The following is a 1839-nucleotide window of genomic DNA, read 5'->3' as shown; positions in this document are numbered from 1 at the left end:
TTCTGGGTTTGCCGCTTTAAATGAAGCTCTATTACATTTAGACTTATCTGCTGAAACAGATGTCCAGATGGATTTTATGTGGAAAGAGTTTAATGATGGGTATGACGTATTAAACGATGGCATATTCTTTTCCGATGATGGTGGTGCGAGCTATATTAGAGTGGTAAATTTAGACGGCACTAATTATGTTGATGAAAGTTGGCAATTAGTATCTCTTGACATTGATCAACTTGCTACAGATAATGGATTGATCATGTCAAGTAACTTCGTCATTAAGTTTGAGCATTTAGATACTGAATCAATCCCCTCTGATGGTTTTGCTTTTGATCTGATTGAGGTCTATGTTCCTACACCATGTACACCTACATATGCTGTTTTTCCATACACTACAGGTTTTGAAGATGGCTCTTTTGGTGCAGAATGGTGTATCCCCAAAAATTCCTTTTCCAGAACACAAGTAACTTCGGACAACGCACCAAATACAGGAACTTTTCATATGACTATGGATGTAAATCCGGGTGGAAATAATGGAAGAAACATGGCACTCCTTCACCTTGATCTTTCAGGAACTTCAAATGTAAGTATGAGATTCAATTGGAAAGACTTCAATGAGGAGCTTAACGTTTCGGACGGAATTTTCTTGTCGGATGATGGAGGAACAACTTTTACCGGCAATGTATTTCAACTTGATGGGCCGAGTACAACAGATAATGTATGGCAACTTGCTGAACTTGATATAGATCAACTTGCAAATGCAAATGGGCTCTCATTATCAAATACATTTGTGATTATGTTTCAAAAGTTTGATAACTTTTTTATTAATACTTCAAATCTTGCTCAGTCAGATGGTTTGGCCATTGATGACATAGATATCTTTATAGCACCTACAACATGGGTTGGCACAACAGATACTGATTGGAATACAGCTTCAAATTGGAGCAACGGAGTACCAATAGAAGGAGCTGATGTTACTATTCCTGATGTAAGCGGAGCAAGTGGAAATTTTCCAGTTTTAAGTTCTGGAGAAAGCGCGGATCTATCTGACCTAACGATAGATGTAGGTGCTCAAGTGACTTTTGATAATTTATCAACACTAAACATTAGTGGTGATCTAGACAATCAAGGCACAGCATTTATTGGCTCTGGTATCATTAATTTTTCTGGAGCCTCTGATCAAAATATTTCTGGTTCTACATTATTTGAAAATTTAACTATTAACAAAAGTGCTGGGAATGTCACTCTTACTTCTGATCAAACAATCAACGGCACGCTTACCTTGACCAATGGAGTTATCATGACAGGTGTAAACACATTAATTTTTAGTAGTACCTCAAGTTCAGACCAAGGTTCTAGTACTAGTTTTGTAGATGGATTGCTCCGAAAAATAGGAAATACCGACTTTGTCTTTCCAATTGGAGCAGGGGGCATTTGGGCTCCATTAGAAATCACTAACCTTTCTGGAGATATAGCGACTGAATTTACAGCACAGTATCATAATACAGCTTATTCCGATATTTCAAATTTCCTTTCTTTAGATCCAAATGGAGAGTTGAATAATGTAAGTGGAGTCGAATATTGGACATTGGATAATGCAGGCACGAGTTCGACAGTCGATCTGACACTACATTGGAAAGATCAAACTAATAGCGGTATTGATGACTATTTAGATCTAACAATCGCCCACTATAATACGATTAATTCTGAGTGGGAGAATCTTGGACAAAGTTCTATTTCCAGTACTGACCCTGGTAGTATAACCGCCAATACGGTTTCATCATTTAGCCCATTTACTTTTGGCTCTACAAGTGCTCTTTCCAATCCGCTACCTATTGAGCTTAG

1 protein-coding gene is annotated in these 1839 nt (G+C 37.7%); it reads left to right on the top strand.

From position 1 onward, the window contains the following. Window positions 1-1839 (top strand): hypothetical protein (locus E1140_RS21230; RefSeq protein WP_221412593.1); only part of this gene is annotated, 1839 nt, incomplete at both ends.

It is taken from the genome of Fulvivirga lutimaris (assembly GCF_009711525.1).
Lineage (GTDB): Bacteria > Bacteroidota > Bacteroidia > Cytophagales > Cyclobacteriaceae > Fulvivirga > Fulvivirga lutimaris.
Note: the sequence above shows the minus strand (reverse complement) of the source record. Positions and strands in the feature narration are given on the sequence as shown.